Source organism: Bartonella sp. MR168JLCBS, from assembly GCF_042194175.1.
Map to the genome: position 1 here is coordinate 1 of NZ_JBHIMP010000073.1, position 1,460 is coordinate 1,460.

2 protein-coding genes are annotated in these 1,460 nt (G+C 39.2%); both read left to right on the forward strand.

Annotated elements, in window-relative coordinates; genetic code table 11:
- Window positions 1-603, forward strand: a 603-nt coding sequence (gene pstC, locus ACFIK8_RS09155; protein ID WP_375669240.1) for a phosphate ABC transporter permease subunit PstC, incomplete at its 5' end; no start/stop codon positions are given.
- Window positions 600-1,460, forward strand: an 861-nt coding sequence (locus tag ACFIK8_RS09160) for a DUF3333 domain-containing protein (RefSeq protein WP_375669241.1), incomplete at its 3' end; no start/stop codon positions are given. The genes pstC and ACFIK8_RS09160, both read left to right, overlap by 4 nt.

Consider the following 1,460-nt stretch of genomic DNA (forward strand, 5'->3'; position numbering starts at 1 on the left):
CGATTGCGGTCAATTGTGAAGCCATTGTTGGAAGTGCTTGCTGGTATTCCAACCATTGTTTATGGTTTTTTTGCTTTGAAGGTTGTAGGACCATTTTTACATGATTTGTCTGTTTCTCTCTCTGGTGGTGTTGGTTTTATTATGGCCCAAAGCATTTTGACAGCTGGATGTGTGATGGGGATTATGTTGATTCCTTTTGTTTCCTCCTTGTCGGATGATGTTATTACAGCTGTCCCCCGTTTTTTGCGCGAAGGATCTTATGGTCTAGGAGCAACACAATCTGAAACGATTAAAAAAGTTATTATACCGGCAGCGCTCCCAGGAATTATAGGAGCGATTTTATTGACAGCATCACGCGCAATTGGAGAAACAATGATTGTGGTTTTGGCAGCAGGTGTTGCAGCAAATTTAACGCTTAATCCATTTGAAGCAATGACCACGATGACGGTGAAGATTGTTAATCAATTAACAGGTGATTTTGAATTTAATTCTCCACAAACTCTTGTCGCTTTTGCTTTAGGGACGACGCTTTTTATTGTGACCCTTTTGTTGAATATTCTTTCTCTTTACATTATGCGTAAATATCGGGAACAATATGAATGAGTGAGGCTTTTTTTTTGCATCGGCGTAATATTGGCATCAAACGTCGATATTGGGCTGAACGTCGTTTCCGGGCGTACGGTTTGATTGCCATTTTTATTGGTTTGTTTTTTTTGTTCGCTCTTTTATGGTCGATCATGAGTCAGGGGTATGCAGCTTTTTTTCAAAGCGAGATGACTCTGTCGATTTACTTGGATGAAAAGGTCATTGATCCAAATGGTCAGCGTGAAACAAATCCACAGGTGCTTGTAACAGCAAATTATCTTCTTGTACAAAATGCTTTGGCGACAAAGCTTGGTATAGATCAAAATAATCGAGTAGCTTTGCGGGATGTTAACCGTATGTTTTCAAACAGCGTACGTGTTCAACTACGTGAAATGGTGACAAAGAATCCAAAGCTGATTGGAAAAACGCGAAAAATCAAGGTCTTAGCAGCAGCAAATATTGATGCTGCTTATAAAGGACAGATTGATTTGCATGTAGCAGAAAAAAACCGCAAAGTTTCTAATCGCCAAGTAGAATGGATGAGACGCTTAGCGTATGATGGTACGCTTTATAAAACATTCAATTTTGGTTTTTTTACCTTTGGTGCTTCAAGTCGCCCTGAGACTGCAGGGTTAGGGGTTGCGATAATCGGTTCTTTTTACATGATAGCTATAGTTTTAGTGATTTCGCTACCAATAGGGATAGCGACAGCTCTTTATCTTGAAGAGTATGCACGCAAAAATAAATTTACGGATTTTATTGAAGTTAATATCAATAATCTTGCGGCTGTTCCTTCGATTGTTTTTGGTCTTTTAGGACTTGCAGTTTTTGTTAATTTTTTTGGGTTACCGCGTTCAGCGTCTTTTGTTGGTGGA